The following is a 16171-nucleotide window of genomic DNA, read 5'->3' on the forward strand; positions in this document are numbered from 1 at the left end:
GCCTGAGCGTTATTACTAAGCCTGTTGACCGGAGCCGTTTACCACTTATCGGTTCTGCACATCAACCCGCCGATACGGGGCTTATCCTTACCCGTATCGGCCCTTCCTTAACAATAATCAGGTTACGTTCTGGTCAGGAAAAGTGTGCATCATCTTCGCGATTTCACTACCCACAATGCGCAGCCCTTCCCTCATCTCTTCCGTAAAGCGATTGGCATAATTAAGTCGAATACAATTGCGGTATTTCCCTGAAGCGGAAAATAGCGAACCGGCGGCGATCTGTATGCCCGCTTTTCTGACCTCACGAGTGAGCTTGAGTGAATCAAAATATTCAGGCAGCTCAATCCACATCAGGAATCCTCCCTGCGGACGACTGACACAAATATTGGACGGAAAATACTCGCGCACCCAGCAGGTAAACGTACTCAGATTAGCTTTGTATTGGGCGCGCATCCGACGTAAGTGAGGCTGATAGTGTCCCTGACGAATAAATTCTGCCACGGCAAGCTGAGGCTGTACCACCGTCGATCCCGTGCTGATGTACTTTGTATGAATCACCCGCTCCAGATAGCGCCCCGGGGCGATCCAACCCACGCGCAAACCGGGTGCCAGATTCTTTGAAAATGAGCTGCACAACAATACGCGTCCATCTTCATCAAACGACTTTATGGCGCGGGGACGCGGGTATTCATAGGCCAATTCACCATAGGCATCATCTTCAATAATGGCGACATCAAAGTGCTGCGCCAGCGTCACCAGCGATTGCTTGCGGGCGTCAGGCATGATGAAGCCAAGCGGATTGTTACAGCTCGGCACCAGAAGCACGGCTTTGATTGGCCACTGATCCAACGCCAGTCTTAACGCTTCAAGACTGATCCCCGTCACTGAATCGGTTGGGATCTCGATCGCTTTGATATCCAGCCCACGAAGGATCTGCATCGTACCCGGAAAAGCAGGTGACTCGACAGCAACGATGTCTCCGGGCTGGCAAACCGCGCGAACGGCAACAAACAAGGCTTCCTGACATCCAGTCGTGACCACAATATCATCTTGCGTCAGTTGGCAGCCGCAATCGACGGTAAGACGAGCGATCTGTTCACGCAGCGCGGGCACGCCATATACGCTGTCATATTGTAAAACCCGGGCATCCTGATATTGGCAAAGGCGACCCATCTCTTTCCACAGCGGCTTGATGGTAGGCTGGCTCACATCAGGCATTCCACTACCAAACTTCAGCACATTGGTTTCCAAACGCACGTTCACCAGTTCCAGTACCGATTCCCACTGTGTGATCTCAACTGGGCGCTGAGCAGGACGCGTCAGCGCAGGTACAGGCGGCGTTGCCTTACGCGGCGTGACAAAATATCCCGAACGCGGCTGCGGCATAATCAGCTGTCGGGTTTCCAGCAGATGATAGGCCTGCTGTACGGTACTGATGCTCACACCATGTTCTGTACTGAGTGCCCGAACGGAAGGCAGACGTTCCCCGCTTTGATATAACCCTTGTTCAATCCGCTGCTCTAACAGCCCGGCAAGGTGTTGATAACGCGTCATCAGTATCGCTCTCCATCATGATTCATCATAGTAACCAGTACAGATTCAAATAAAAATCACCATTCAGATGCAATATCACACAATCTGTATGCTAAAAAAATGGATTTCTTGCATCTGTATTGAAAATACCTTTCGCCTCATCATAGCGTTCATTCACTGGCGAGGGGGAAAATATGGAATTTCATGAGAATCGATCACAAAAACCGTTCCGCGAGTCACCGTTCTGGCTCATGCTTATTTTACCGTACCGCCTGTGGAAAGCCTGGCGAGTAAGGGTGCAAACGCTGAAGATACTGCGGGATATGAGCGATGAGGGGCTAAAAGACATCGGGCTGAAACGAAGCGATCTCGATCGGTTCAGATAACATAACAACAAAAAAGTAGAGATATCGCCGATACAGATAGTGCATCTGTATCGGCAAGATAAAGAGGTTAGTGAGGTACCGTATTGTCTGCGGGTGCTTTCATCCGCATCCCGACAACGGCTGACAGTAAGCAGCCAATGGCAAGATAGGCCGCCACCGCGTGCCATGAGCCATCCATAAACTGCACCAGCAGAACGGCGATAAAAGGTGTAAACCCGCCGCCGACCACGCTGGCAACCTGATAACCCACGCCAGCCCCACTATAGCGATACGCCGTACCAAATAACTCGGTAAACATCGGCTGCTGTACGCTAACGATCATATCGTGAGCAGCATTCGCCAGCATGATAGCAAAGAACAGAATCAGCAGCGTGTTGTGACTTTCCAGCGCCATAAAGAATGGCACCGCACTCACGGCACCAATCAACGCACCAGTCACATAAATGCGACGACGGCCAAAGCTATCCGCCAGATAAGCAAAGAAAGGAATAGACACGCAGCTGATCGCCCCCACCAGCAGCCCGATATTCAGAAAGATATCCCGCGATAGCCCAAGATGGGTGGTGGAGTAATTGAGTGCAAATGCCGTGACGATATACATCGTCAACAGTTCACCAAGCCGTAACGCAATAATCAGTAGAAAGGCTTTCGGATGCTGGCGTAGTGCTTCCATAATCGGGAACGAACGCAGCTTGTTTGCTCTTTCTCCCAAGGTTTTATTCGCCTCAAACTCCTGAGACTCATCCATCCCGTTGCGCACCCACCAGGCAATAGCAACCAGAATCAAACTGAACAAGAAAGGCAGACGCCAGCCCCAAGTGGTAAATTCCTCATTGGTGGTCACATTGCTGACCACCGACACCGATCCCGTTGCCAGTAATAGTCCGACACCAAAGCCAACCTGCACGCCACTGCTATAAAAAGCTTTCTTCTTCTTCGGCGCATTTTCTACCGCCAACAGTGCCGCCCCGCCCCATTCGCCACCGACCGCGAACCCTTGAATTGCCCGCAGCGTGACCAACAGTACCGGAGCCCACCAGCCAATAGAATCAAACGACGGTAACAGTCCAATCAGCGCAGTGGAAATACCCATCATCCAGACCGTAATCATCAACATCCGTTTGCGACCCAACTTGTCGCCGAAATGACCAAACACCATTCCGCCTAACGGGCGGAACAGGAAACCAACGCCGAACGTACCAAATGCCGCCAGCGTCCCCATCGTCGGACTGACCTGCGGAAAAAATTCGGTATTAAATACAAGGGCGGCAACAATTCCGTACAGCAAAAAATCGTACCAATCAACAACGGCACCCACAAAACTGCCCCAGGCTGCGCGCTTTGCTCGGTGCTGAGAATGGCTTTCAGACTGTGTTTGTAGGGTTTTATCAGAGGAAAGTGAATCATCCTGATGAGGTAATGAGCCGCCAGGCTGTGAAAGGGTTGGCGTAGTTGAGGTGTCCATGCTGGTTCCGTTCTATTTACTTTACACTACTGTACAACAAAAAATTTCAGGATGATATAAAACGCCGGGAGCGTTTTATAACAACGCATCGCGTTGGCCTACAGGGTGGAAGGCAGGACGCCTTCCATCAATTTTTAACGTCGCTTGCGACGGCCTTTAGGTAGCGCACAGGGATGTGCGCTATAAAAAATTTCAGGAAGACATGCTTACGTCGTTTACGACGGGTCATCCGCAGGGAATCAACCATAAAAAAACCCCGACCATGATAGTCGGGGTTTTTGTTATTTACCGCATGGTAGTGCAGCGTAAAGAGACTTACTCGTCGTCGCTGCTACCAAAGCCTGCATTCAGCAGTTCGGCCAGGTTAGCAGAAGCTTCATCGGCACTCACTTGAGGCACGACAGGTGCTTCGCCTGCCTGACGGCGGCGCATACGATCCTGATGGTACGCATAACCCGTACCCGCTGGGATCAGACGACCCACGATGACGTTCTCTTTCAGACCACGCAGTTCATCACGTTTACCTGCGACAGCAGCTTCGGTCAGTACGCGAGTGGTTTCCTGGAACGATGCCGCAGAAATGAAGGACTCGGTCGCCAGAGATGCTTTGGTGATACCCAGCAGATCGCGACTGTACGTTGCCGTGATCTTACCATCCGCTTCCAACTGACGGTTGGCAATCTTGATGCGAGAGACTTCTGCCTGTTCGCCTTCCAGGAACTCCGTGCTACCCGCGTCAACGATGGTGCCTTTACGCAACATCTGACGAACGATAACTTCGATGTGTTTATCGTTAATCTTAACGCCTTGCAGACGGTAAACTTCCTGAACTTCGTTGGTGATATAACGCGTTACTGCATGCACGCCACGCAGACGCAGGATATCGTGCGGAGACTCTGGGCCGTCGGAAACAACGTCACCACGCTCTACAACTTCACCTTCGAACACGTTGAGCTGACGCCATTTCGGAATCATCTCTTCGTAAGCATCGCTGCCATCCAACGGAGAAATTACCAGACGGCGTTTACCTTTGGTTTCTTTACCGAAGGAAATGATACCGCTGATCTCTGCCAGAATCGCCGGCTCTTTCGGACGACGTGCTTCGAACAGGTCGGCTACGCGTGGCAGACCACCGGTAATATCCTTAGTACCACTGGATTCCTGAGGGAGACGCGCCAATGTATCACCGGCACCAATCTGCACGCCATCTTCCAACTGAACAATCGTTTTACCCGGCAGGAAGTATTGAGCTGGCATATCAGTACCAGGAATCAGTACATCTTCACCTTTACCGTCAACGATTTTCAGTGCTGGACGCAAGTCTTTACCGCTACCAGTACGCTCTGCGCTATCCAGAACCACGATAGAAGACAAACCAGTCAGTTCGTCGGTCTGGCGAGTAATGGTTTGACCGTCAATCATGTCAGCAAAGCGGATGAAACCGCTCACTTCGGTCACCACAGGCATGGTATGCGGGTCCCAGTTTGCGACAGTTTCGCCACCGCTAACTTCTGAGCCGTCACCCTTCGCCATCACCGCACCATAAGGCACTTTATAGCTTTCTTTAGTACGTCCGAATTCGTCGATCAGTTTCAGTTCGGTATTACGTGAAGTAATAACCAGTTTACCGTTGCTGTTCATAACGAACTTCGCGTTGCTCAGTTTCAGGCTACCTTTGTTTTTCACCTGAATGCTGGACTCAGCAGCCGCACGCGATGCCGCACCACCGATGTGGAACGTACGCATGGTTAACTGTGTACCTGGCTCACCGATGGACTGTGCCGCGATAACCCCGATAGCCTCACCTTTGTTGATGATATGACCACGAGCCAGATCGCGACCGTAGCAATTGGCACACACGCCAAAGTCGGTTTCGCAGCTTACAACTGAACGTACTTTAACAGCATCAACGGAGTTCTCTTCCAACATGTCACACCACTGCTCGTTCAGCAGCGTGTTACGTGGAACCAGAATGTCCGCGGTGCCCGGTTTGATCACGTCTTCAGCCGTTACACGACCCAGTACGCGCTCACGCAGTGGCTCTTTAACATCACCACCCTCGATAACCGGCGTCATCATGATACCTTCATGGGTACCACAATCGTCCTCGGTCACAACCAGATCCTGTGCAACGTCAACCAGACGACGAGTCAGATAACCGGAGTTTGCCGTTTTCAGTGCGGTATCCGCCAAACCTTTACGCGCACCGTGCGTCGAGATGAAGTACTGGAGTACGTTCAAACCTTCGCGGAAGTTTGCGGTGATTGGTGTCTCGATGATGGAACCATCTGGTTTCGCCATCAGACCACGCATACCCGCCAACTGACGAATCTGTGCCGCAGAACCACGCGCACCGGAGTCGGCCATCATAAAGATGCTGTTGAAAGAAACCTGCCGCTCAACCACGCCATCACGGTTAACCACATCCTCAACGGACAGGTTTTCCATCATCGCTTTCGCAACACGTTCGTTCGCCGCTGCCCAGATATCGATCACTTTGTTATAGCGTTCGCCCGCAGTAACCAGACCAGACTGGAACTGCTCCTGAATCTCGGCAACTTCGGTTTCTGCTTCTTCGATAATCTCGGCTTTTTTCTCCGGGATAACCATGTCATCGATACCTACGGAAGCACCAGAGCGCGCCGCGTAAGCAAAACCGGTGTACATAGTCTGGTCAGCGAAGATAACCGTCGGCTTCAGACCCAAAATGCGGTAACAGGTGTTCAGCATTTTGGAGATCGCTTTCTTGCCCAAAGGCTGATTAACGATCGAGTACGGCAGACCTTTCGGTACGATCATCCACAGGATGGCGCGGCCGATAGTCGTATCAATAATCGACGTCTGATGCGTAACATCGCCTTCGATGCTCTTGATCTCTTCTGTAATACGCACTTTAACGCGCGCATGCAGAGAGGCCAGACCGGCACGATAAACACGCTCAGCTTCTTTAGGACCCGTGAGCACCATGCCTTCGCCTTTGGCGTTAACACAGTCACGCGTCATGTAATACAGACCCAATACCACGTCCTGAGAAGGAACGATGATTGGCTCACCATTCGCAGGGGACAGGATGTTGTTGGTCGACATCATCAACGCACGCGCTTCTAACTGGGCTTCCAGCGTCAACGGTACGTGTACAGCCATCTGGTCACCGTCGAAGTCGGCGTTATAGGCCGCACAAACCAGCGGGTGCAGCTGGATCGCTTTACCTTCGATCAGTACCGGTTCAAATGCCTGGATACCCAAACGGTGCAGTGTTGGTGCACGGTTCAGCAGTACCGGGTGTTCACGGATGACTTCGTCCAGGATATCCCATACGACGGCTTCTTCGCGCTCAACCATTTTCTTGGCAGCTTTAATGGTGGTAGCAAGACCACGCAGTTCCAGCTTGCCGTAGATGAACGGTTTGAACAGTTCCAGTGCCATTTTCTTCGGCAGACCACACTGGTGCAGACGCAGGTATGGACCAACGGTGATTACAGAACGACCGGAGTAGTCAACACGCTTACCGAGCAGGTTCTGACGGAAACGACCCTGTTTACCTTTGATCATATCGGCCAAAGATTTCAGAGGGCGTTTGTTAGAACCGGTGATCGCGCGACCGCGGCGGCCGTTATCTAACAGCGCATCAACCGCTTCCTGCAACATACGTTTTTCGTTACGTACGATGATATCTGGCGCAGCCAGATCCAGCAGACGTTTCAGACGGTTGTTACGGTTGATCACGCGACGATACAGATCGTTCAGGTCGGAAGTCGCAAAACGACCGCCATCCAGCGGAACCAACGGACGCAGATCTGGCGGCAGTACCGGCAGAACGGTCAGGATCATCCACTCTGGCTTGTTACCAGACTGTACGAACGCTTCCAGCAGCTTAATGCGCTTGGTCAGTTTTTTACGTTTGGTTTCGGAGTTAGTTTCGGTCAGCTCTTCACGCAGCTGTTCGCATTCCTGCTCCAGATCCATGTTCTTCAGCAGAGCCTGGATCGCTTCGGCGCCCATTTTCGCGTCGAATTCATCACCAAACTCTTCCAACGCATCCAGATACTGCTCTTCAGTCAGGATCTGACGGCGCTCAAGGTTGGTCATGCCGCCTTCAACCACGACATAAGATTCAAAATAAAGCACACGCTCAATATCACGCAGCGGCATATCTAATAGCAAACCGATACGGGAAGGCAGTGACTTCAGGAACCAGATGTGCGCAGTCGGAGAAGCCAGCTCGATGTGACCCATACGCTCACGACGTACTTTAGTTTGGGTTACTTCAACGCCGCACTTCTCACAAATAACACCACGGTGTTTCAGGCGCTTATACTTACCGCACAAGCACTCATAATCTTTTACCGGCCCAAAGATACGGGCGCAGAAAAGGCCGTCACGCTCAGGCTTGAACGTACGGTAGTTGATGGTTTCTGGCTTTTTAACTTCACCAAAAGACCACGAACGGATCATGTCTGGCGAGGCCAGAGCAATTTTGATCGCATCAAACTCTTCGGTTTTAGTTTGCGCTTTCAGAAACTTTAATAAGTCTTTCACGGATTGGCTCCTGTCGGAGTTAGACCTGATAGACACCTGAACTAATGCTGTTCAAAACAACATAGCTGTTAAAAACAACATTGCCGTTAAAAACAACGTTCAGGTGTCCCTATGACGAATGCCAGCAATACAGCGAGCTGGTATTACTTTTCTTCCAGCTCGATGTTGATACCCAGCGAGCGGATTTCTTTCAACAATACGTTGAAGGATTCCGGCATGCCTGGTTCCATCTGATGATTGCCATCCACGATGTTCTTATACATCTTGGTACGGCCGTTCACGTCATCAGACTTAACGGTCAACATTTCTTGCAGGGTATAAGCTGCACCATAAGCTTCCAGCGCCCACACTTCCATCTCACCGAAGCGTTGACCACCGAACTGCGCCTTACCACCCAGCGGCTGCTGAGTAACCAGGCTATAAGAACCGGTGGAACGGGCATGCATCTTATCGTCAACCAAGTGGTTCAGTTTCAGCATGTACATGTAGCCCACTGTAACCTGACGCTCAAATTGCTCACCGGTACGTCCATCGTACAGGGTAATCTGACCGGAGGTAGGGATACCGCCCATCTGCAACAGTTCCTTGATTTCTTTCTCTTTTGCACCGTCGAATACCGGCGTTGCAATTGGCATACCTTTCTTCAGGTTTTCAGCCAGACGCATAACTTCTTCGTCGGAGAAAGTACTCAGGTCGACTTTTTGACGCACATCGTCGCCCAGATCGTAGGCTCTCTGGATAAACTCACGCAGTTTGGTCACTTCTTCGTGCTGCTTAAGCATGGCGTTGATTTTCTCGCCGATACCTTTTGCAGCCATACCCAAGTGGGTTTCCAGAATCTGACCGATGTTCATACGTGAAGGTACGCCCAGCGGGTTCAGTACGATATCGACCGGCGTACCGTTCTCATCGTAAGGCATATCTTCGATCGGGTTGATCTTGGAGATAACACCTTTGTTCCCGTGACGACCTGCCATCTTGTCACCCGGTTGGATCTGACGCTTAACAGCCAGATAAACCTTAACGATTTTCAGCACGCCCGGTGCAAGATCATCGCCTTGGGTGATTTTACGGCGCTTAGCTTCGAGTTTTTTCTCAAACTCGTGCTTCAGCTCATCATACTGTTCTGCAAGCTGTTCCAACTGATTCTGCTTATCTTCATCAGTCAGACCCAGTTCCAACCAGCGCTCGCGCGGCAGTTTGTCCAGTTTGTCAGCTTCTACGCCGCCAGAAACCAGCACTGCGTGAATACGTCCAAACAGACCCGCTTCCAGAATCTGCAACTCTTCAGTCAGGTCTTTCTTAGCCTGCTTCAGCTGCATTTCTTCGATTTCTAACGCACGTTTGTCTTTTTCCACGCCATCGCGGGTAAAGACCTGCACGTCGATAATCGTACCGGAAACACCGTTTGGTACACGCAGAGAAGAGTCTTTAACGTCAGACGCTTTCTCACCGAAGATCGCACGCAGCAGTTTCTCTTCTGGCGTCAGTTGGGTTTCACCTTTCGGCGTTACTTTACCAACCAGAATGTCACCGCCGGTGACTTCAGCACCGATATAAACGATGCCGGACTCATCCAGTTTAGAAAGTGCTGCTTCACCCACGTTCGGGATGTCTGCAGTAATTTCTTCAGGCCCTAACTTGGTGTCACGAGACACACAGGCCAGTTCCTGAATGTGGATGGTCGTAAAGCGATCTTCCTGAACCACACGCTCGGAAACGAGGATGGAGTCTTCGAAGTTGTAACCATTCCATGGCATGAATGCCACGCGCATGTTCTGACCCAGCGCCAGTTCACCCAGATCGGTGGACGGGCCATCTGCCAGAACGTCACCACGTTCTACCGGCTCACCCAGAGACACACATGGCATCTGGCTGATGCAGGTATTCTGGTTCGAACGGGTATATTTGGTCAGGTTATAGATGTCGATCCCGGCTTCGCCCGGATACATTTCATCGTCATTAACGCGGATTACAATACGGGATGCATCTACGTACTGTACTGTACCACCACGTTTGGCTACAGCAGTTACACCGGAGTCAACCGCAACGGCACGTTCCATACCGGTACCAACCAGCGGCTTATCGGCGCGCAGAGTCGGAACGGCCTGACGTTGCATGTTCGCACCCATCAGGGCACGGTTGGCGTCATCGTGTTCCAGGAACGGAATCAGAGATGCACCGACGGAAACCACCTGCTGTGTGGAAACGTCCATGTATTCAACCTGATCGCGGCTGAACAAGCTGGACTCGCCTTTGTTACGGCAGGTAACCAGTTCGTCGATGAAGCGGCCTTCTTCGTCCAAATTGGTGTTTGCCTGGGCGATAACGAAGTTACCTTCTTCAATCGCAGACAGGTAATGGATCTCATCCGTAACCACGTTGTCACGCACGCGACGATATGGGGTTTCAAGGAAACCGTATTCGTTGGTTTGTGCATAAACGGACAGGGAGTTGATCAGACCGATGTTTGGACCTTCCGGCGTTTCGATAGGACAAACACGACCATAGTGAGTCGGGTGTACGTCACGAACTTCAAAGCCAGCACGCTCACGCGTCAGACCGCCTGGGCCCAATGCAGAGATACGACGTTTATGCGTAATCTCGGACAATGGGTTGTTCTGGTCCATAAACTGTGACAGCTGACTTGAACCGAAGAACTCTTTCACGGCAGCCGAAATCGGCTTGGCATTGATCATGTCCTGTGGCATCAGCGTATCAAGATCGCCCAGAGACAGACGCTCTTTTACAGCACGCTCCACACGCACCAGACCAACGCGGAATTGGTTTTCAGCCATTTCGCCGACAGAACGGATACGACGGTTGCCGAGGTGGTCGATATCATCCACTTCGCCTTTACCGTTACGGATATCAATGAGCTTCTTCATCACTTCGATGATGTCATCTTTGCTCAGGATACCGGAACCTTCGATCTCGTCACGCAGCAGAGAACGGTTGAACTTCATACGGCCAACCGCAGACAGATCGTAGCGGTCTTCAGAGAAGAACAGGTTCTCAAACAGCGTTTCCGCTGCTTCACGCGTTGGCGGCTCACCAGGACGCATCATGCGATAGATTTCAACCAGCGCGCTCAGACGATCGTTTGACGGATCGACACGCACGGTTTCAGACATGTATGCACCATGATCAAGATCGTTGGTGAACAGTGTCTCAATACGCTTGTGACCGGATTGGCTCAGTTTCGCCAGCAGATCCAGCGACAGCTCCATGTTGGCTGCGCCGATCAGTTCGCCAGTGCTCTCATCGATATAATCTTTGGACAATATTTTGCCAGCAATATATTCAACAGGCACTTCAATGCGCTCAATACCGTCTTTCTCTAACTGACGGATATGACGCGCAGTGATACGGCGACCTTTTTCGATATAAACTTTACCGTTCGCTTCGATATCAAACGACGCGGTTTCACCACGCAGGCGCTCAGGAACCAGATCCATCTGCAATTTATTGCCATTGATTTCATAGACAATTTTATCGAAGAAAAGATCCAGAATCTGTTCGGTGGAGTAACCCAGCGCGCGCAGGATAATGGTCGCAGGCAATTTACGACGACGGTCGATACGGACAAACAGGTTATCCTTCGGATCAAATTCAAAATCCAACCAGGAACCACGGTAAGGAATAATACGTGCGTTATACAGCACCTTACCTGAAGAGTGGGTTTTACCTTTGTCGCTATCGAAGAACACACCTGGGCTACGGTGCAGCTGAGACACGATTACACGCTCAGTACCGTTGATCACGAAGGTGCCGTTATCGGTCATGAGCGGAATCTCGCCCATGTACACTTCTTGTTCTTTGATGTCTTTAACGGTGCCTTCAGGCGCTTCGCGCTCGTAGATCACCAGGCGCAGTTTAACGCGCAGCGGCGCAGAGAACGTGACACCGCGGATTTGACATTCTTTAACGTCAAATACGGGTTCGCCCAAGCGATAGCTAACGTATTGCAGCTCTGAATTGCCGCTATAGCTTTTTATAGGGAAAACAGAACGGAATGCAGCTTCCAAACCGTACTGACCTTCCGGGTCTTGCTCGATAAATTTCTGGAACGAGTCAAGTTGGATAGAAAGGAGATAAGGTATGTCCAAAACTTGTGGACGTTTACCAAAATCCTTACGAATGCGTTTTTTCTCGGTATAGGAGTAAACCATAGGGTTCCTCAGCTAGCTGACAAGTCGAACCACTCTGTCTGCCCTAACAAGGACAGTTCATGCAACACTATTTATGTTGGTCGGAAAATAGAGAACTTTCCGTAATACGTCTTTCTATTACTCTTAAACCATTTCATTGCTCTTGCTTAGGCAAGGAACCTATGCTGGAAAGCAGTATATTAAGTCGTCAATAGAAAAAAATATTGGGGAAATCAATGGCTAAACAGTGTGAAATCCCATTGATGCCCTACAGCGCAAAAAGGCTGGTGACTAAAAAGTCACCAGCCATCAGCCTAATAAATCAGGCTGCAACCTGAAAGGTTGGCTTATTTAACTTCAACTTCTGCGCCAGCTTCTTCCAGTGATTTCTTCAGTGCTTCAGCGTCATCTTTGCTCACGCCTTCTTTCAGAACTGCTGGAGCAGATTCAACCAGATCTTTGGCTTCTTTCAGGCCCAGACCAGTTGCGCCACGAACAGCTTTGATTACAGCAACTTTGTTAGCGCCGATAGCTTTCAGTACAACGTCGAACTCAGTTTTTTCTTCAGCAACTTCAGCTGGGCCAGCAGCAACAGCTACAGCAGCAGCAGCAGAAACACCGAATTTTTCTTCCATAGCGGAAACCAGTTCAACAACATCCATTACAGACATAGCTGCTACTGCTTCCAGAATTTGATCTTTAGTGATAGACATAACAATTGTTCCTAAGAATCAGAAATAGTTTATACGTTAGCAAGTGCGTTAGAAAAGAAAGCGCTATTAAGCAGCTTCTTTTGCATCGCGAACAGCAGCCAGAGTGCGGACCAGTTTGCCAGCAGCGGCTTCTTTCATGGTCGACATCAGACGTGCCAGTGCTTCTTCGTAAGTCGGCAGCGTTGCCAGACGGTCAATTTGAGCCGCCGGGATCAGCTCACCTTCAAAGGCTGCAGCTTTGACCTCAAATTTTGCATTCGCTTTCGCGAACTCTTTGAACAGACGAGCAGCAGCGCCCGGGTGTTCCAAAGAATATGCAATCAAGGTCGGACCAACAAACGTGTCTTTCAGGCATTCAAATTGAGTGCCTTCAACGACGCGGCGCAGCAGGGTGTTACGAACAACACGCATGTAAACGCCAGCTTCACGACCTGCTTTACGCAGTTCGGTCATTTTATCAACGGTAACGCCACGAGAATCCGCAACAACCGCAGACAGCGCACCTTTGGCTACTTCGCTGACTTCAGCAACAATTGCTTGTTTGTCTTGAAGATTTAATGCCATTAGCTTTTGCTCCTGGATTTAGCCGGAGAAACTCTCCGGAACTCACTTCACTTATCGCCAAAATTAGAGATAAGCGTTGAAACACGGTGAGCAGAATCCAGTAAAAAATTATTCTTTATAAAAAAGAAAAACGTTATTTAGGCTCTGTCACCGTCTACGCAGGAGAATTAAGTTTCTTACGAAACACCTGCGGTCTTGGACGGAGGCCTGGATAGGCCAGGCTCCAACCGAAAAATTCTTGCGTCGATCCACTTCAGGAACAACGGGCGTAAAATTATAGGTAAATCCCACACCCGAGTAAAGCGGAACAAAAGCTATTAGTTAGCAGCAGCGTTCAAACCGCTCTGGTCGATGGCAACGCCAGCGCCCATAGTGGTAGACAAGCTAACTTTCTTGATGTACACGCCTTTCGCCTGAGATGGTTTTGCTTTTTTCAGCGCAATCAGCAGAGATTCCAGGTTTTCTTTCAGTTTGTTAGAATCGAAATCAACCTTACCGATAGTGGTATGGATGATACCGTTCTTGTCGTTACGGTAACGAACCTGACCCGCTTTAGCATTATTAACTGCTTCAGCAACGTTAGGGGTTACAGTACCCACTTTCGGGTTTGGCATCAGGCCACGTGGACCCAGAACCTGACCCAATTGACCAACAACGCGCATTGCATCTGGAGAAGCAATAACAACGTCAAAGCCCATTTCGCCTTTTTTGATCTGATCAGCCAGATCTTCCATACCCACGAACTCAGCGCCAGCAGCTTTAGCCGCTTCAGCGTTTGCACCTTGGGTGAAGACAGCAACACGAACAGAACGACCAGTACCATGAGGCAGAACGGTTGCACCACGAACGTTTTGGTCAGATTTACGTGCATCGATGCCGAGGTTAACAGCAACGTCTACACTTTCTACGAACTTAGCAGTGGCCAGCTCTTTGAGCAGAGCAACAGCTTCGTTGATGTCATACTGTTTAGTTACATCAACTTTGTCACGGATCACGCGCATGCGCTTGGTCAGCTTAGCCATTTATTAATCCTCCACTACCAGGCCCATGGAACGAGCAGTACCTGCGATAGAACGCGCCATGGCGTCTACATCAGAACCAGTCATGTCCGCAGCTTTAGTTTCTGCGATTTCACGAATCTGCGCGCTCGTTACTTTACCTACTTTGTCTTTGTTCGGCTTGCCGGAACCAGACTTGATACCAGCCGCTTTCTTCAGCAGAACTGCTGCTGGAGGCGTTTTGGTAACGAAGGTGAAAGAACGGTCAGAATAAACGGTAATAACAACTGGAGTCGGCAGACCCTTCTCAAGGCTTTCTGTTTTAGCATTGAATGCTTTACAGAATTCCATGATGTTAACACCTTGTTGACCCAGAGCTGGACCTACTGGTGGGCTCGGGTTAGCCATACCAGCTGCAACTTGCAGCTTGACATAGGCTTGTACTTTCTTGGCCATTTAACTTTCCTCGATTGGGTAATAGCGCCTCGTAAAAGGCTCCCCGTGGTTTGTATACGTTTCAGTCGCCATTAAGGCCACTAAAAAACAAAAGGCGCGAAATTATAGGTTAATTTCGCGCCATAGGCAAGTAGCTATTTTCAGCAAGTGCTGTCAGGCAATTAGCCTTTTTCGACCTGAGCAAAGTCCAGTTCAACAGGTGTCGCACGACCAAAAATAGAGACAGACACCTTCAGGCGGCTCTTCTCATAATCAACTTCTTCGACAACACCATTAAAGTCAGCAAATGGACCGTCATTAACGCGAACCATTTCACCCGGTTCAAACAGCGTTTTCGGACGAGGTTTGTCGCCAACCTGCTGGAGACGATTCATAATCGCATCCACTTCTTTGTCACTAATTGGCGCAGGGCGGTCAGATGTGCCACCAATGAACCCCATAACGCGAGGTACACTACGGACAAGATGCCAGCTAGCATCTTCCATCACCATCTGAACTAAAACATAACCAGGGAAAAACTTACGTTCGCTCTTGCGACGCTGGCCACCGCGGATCTCAACCACTTCTTCGGTTGGAACCATGACTTCGCCAAACAGTTCTTCCATATTATGGAGTTTGATGTGCTCACGCAGCGACTGCGCTACGCGGCCTTCAAAACCAGAAAACGCCTGAACGACGTACCAACGTTTTTTTGGAGCTTCAGACATCTTAGAACCTCAGGCCAGTGATAAACGATACCAAACGGACCAGAATACCATCCAGTCCCCACAAAATCAGTGACATCACGGCAGTCACCGCGGCAACGATTAACGTGGTGTGTAACGTTTCCTGACGAGTCGGCCAAATTACTTTGCGTACTTCAGTACGCGCTTCGCGAGCAAACGCTACGGTTGCTTTGCCTTTCGTGGTCAGCAGTGCCACACCACCGGCTGCAGCAATCAGGATAACAACAGCCAATGCACGCAGAGGAAGACTAAATTCGCGGTAATAATAATTGCCAACAATTGCAACGACCAGCAAGGTACCTACTGCTAGCCACTTAATCACTTCCAGGCTACGCCCACTATCCTGAGCTTCGGTATTCGCACTCATAAACCAACCTGTCACAATGATTCAGACAAATAACTTTGCCCCGCAACTACGGGGCAACCAAACCGAAAGATGTTCTGTAAAACGAATAATTCGGTATTTACGCCGTATCTACAGAGCCTATCTCACCAATGATTATATCTCACAATCGCTGATGAGATAGGTTCTACCATGACAGCGTAGAAAAAGGGCATCAAATGATGCCCTTTTATCGCGTGTCGCGTCAAATGTTATCAGCGATTAAGCGATAACTTTAGCAACAACGCCCGCGCCTACT

At 50.1% G+C, this 16171-nt stretch carries 11 protein-coding genes; 1 reads left to right on the top strand and 10 read right to left on the bottom strand.

What is annotated here, in order from left to right; all coding sequences use genetic code 11:
* Positions 1-117 precede the first annotated feature (117 nt).
* A complete protein-coding gene (locus A6301_RS13125; protein ID WP_234257980.1) occupies positions 118-1554 on the bottom strand; it encodes a PLP-dependent aminotransferase family protein in 1437 nt (478 codons plus the stop codon).
* Between the two features lie 173 nt (positions 1555-1727).
* Between A6301_RS13125 and A6301_RS13130 the strand changes: the two genes are divergently transcribed.
* Complete coding sequence (locus tag A6301_RS13130) at positions 1728-1919, top strand: DUF1127 domain-containing protein (RefSeq protein WP_107170964.1); 192 nt, start codon at positions 1728-1730, stop codon at positions 1917-1919.
* A 67-nt stretch (positions 1920-1986) separates the two neighbouring features.
* On the opposite strand, the gene shiA is transcribed toward A6301_RS13130, so the two are convergent.
* From shiA to secE, 9 genes are all read right to left on the bottom strand, one after another.
* Entirely contained in the window at positions 1987-3384 is a 1398-nt protein-coding gene (shiA, locus tag A6301_RS13135; RefSeq protein ID WP_234257981.1) for a shikimate transporter, read from the bottom strand.
* Positions 3385-3699: 315 nt separating this feature from the next.
* A complete protein-coding gene (gene rpoC, locus A6301_RS13140) occupies positions 3700-7923 on the bottom strand; it encodes a DNA-directed RNA polymerase subunit beta' (RefSeq protein ID WP_107170962.1) in 4224 nt (1407 codons plus the stop codon).
* 143 nt (positions 7924-8066) lie between these two features.
* Positions 8067-12095, bottom strand: coding sequence for a DNA-directed RNA polymerase subunit beta (gene rpoB, locus A6301_RS13145; RefSeq protein WP_205540737.1), 4029 nt, complete (start codon positions 12093-12095; stop codon positions 8067-8069).
* Positions 12096-12421: 326 nt separating this feature from the next.
* Positions 12422-12787: a 50S ribosomal protein L7/L12 gene (gene rplL / locus A6301_RS13150; RefSeq protein WP_010285496.1), complete on the bottom strand. Its 366-nt coding sequence runs from the start codon at positions 12785-12787 to the stop codon at positions 12422-12424.
* A gap of 66 nt (positions 12788-12853) precedes the next feature.
* A complete protein-coding gene (rplJ, locus tag A6301_RS13155; RefSeq protein ID WP_005970333.1) occupies positions 12854-13351 on the bottom strand; it encodes a 50S ribosomal protein L10 in 498 nt (165 codons plus the stop codon).
* Between the two features lie 317 nt (positions 13352-13668).
* Positions 13669-14373 carry a 50S ribosomal protein L1 gene (rplA, locus tag A6301_RS13160; RefSeq protein ID WP_010285494.1) on the bottom strand — a complete coding sequence of 235 codons (705 nt, stop codon included), beginning with the start codon at positions 14371-14373 and terminating at the stop codon, positions 13669-13671.
* A 3-nt stretch (positions 14374-14376) separates the two neighbouring features.
* Positions 14377-14805, bottom strand: a complete 429-nt coding sequence (gene rplK / locus A6301_RS13165; protein WP_129710351.1) for a 50S ribosomal protein L11 — start codon at positions 14803-14805, stop codon at positions 14377-14379.
* Positions 14806-14966: 161 nt separating this feature from the next.
* Positions 14967-15512 carry a transcription termination/antitermination protein NusG gene (nusG, locus tag A6301_RS13170; protein ID WP_005970339.1) on the bottom strand — a complete coding sequence of 182 codons (546 nt, stop codon included), beginning with the start codon at positions 15510-15512 and terminating at the stop codon, positions 14967-14969.
* A 1-nt stretch (position 15513) separates the two neighbouring features.
* Positions 15514-15897, bottom strand: a complete 384-nt coding sequence (secE, locus tag A6301_RS13175) for a preprotein translocase subunit SecE (RefSeq protein WP_113627923.1) — start codon at positions 15895-15897, stop codon at positions 15514-15516.
* Positions 15898-16171: the final 274 nt, after the last annotated feature.

The sequence above is a fragment of the Pectobacterium sp. IFB5596 genome, from assembly GCF_021432585.1.
Classification (GTDB): domain Bacteria; phylum Pseudomonadota; class Gammaproteobacteria; order Enterobacterales; family Enterobacteriaceae; genus Pectobacterium; species Pectobacterium punjabense.